1 protein-coding gene is annotated in these 579 nt (G+C 50.1%); it reads right to left on the bottom strand.

The features are described from left to right. Positions 1-579, bottom strand: a 579-nt coding sequence (locus tag R8N49_RS29105; protein ID WP_318190695.1) for a dual specificity protein phosphatase family protein, incomplete at both ends; no start/stop codon positions are given.

Raw genomic sequence — 579 nt, forward strand, 5'->3', positions numbered from 1 at the left:
TTTCTGCATCACCGATTCCACCGAGAGCGACGGATCTTTACTCAGTAAATAAGCCGCCACCACAAACACCGAACGGCCACGCCCAAGTGCGCAATGCACAACCACAGAGCGCCCGCAGGCGATTTGGGTATCAATCCAATTCATCGCATGACGTAAACGCTCCAAGGTCGGCGCTTTATGATCCAGAACGGGAATAGAAAGGTAGTTGAATTGCTTGTCAGCCATGGCGCTTTCTAAACCTGCGAACTCCGCCGTAACATCAACAATGCAGGAAATGTCGTGCGAGTCGAGAAACGCCAAATCGCTCGGGAACAAGCGCCGAGAAAGATAAAGATTGTCGCTGACTTGCTGAATGGGAGGGACAGTATCGCGCCGTCTCTCCCAGGCGTTGTAGGCTTTCGCCCCGAGCAAGAAAGGAATGAATGCCCATCGAATCCACCAGACAATTTTTCCGTCTTGGCTTTTTCTAAAGATGGACGGGAAATCAAATAAATAAGCCGCACTGACTAACGCTAAGGAAAGCGAAACCCAAAGCAGCAGTAAACTCACTACGATTTGAGGTATGTAGATAGCAGCGAG

This window comes from Vibrio sp. 1978, from assembly GCF_033344345.1.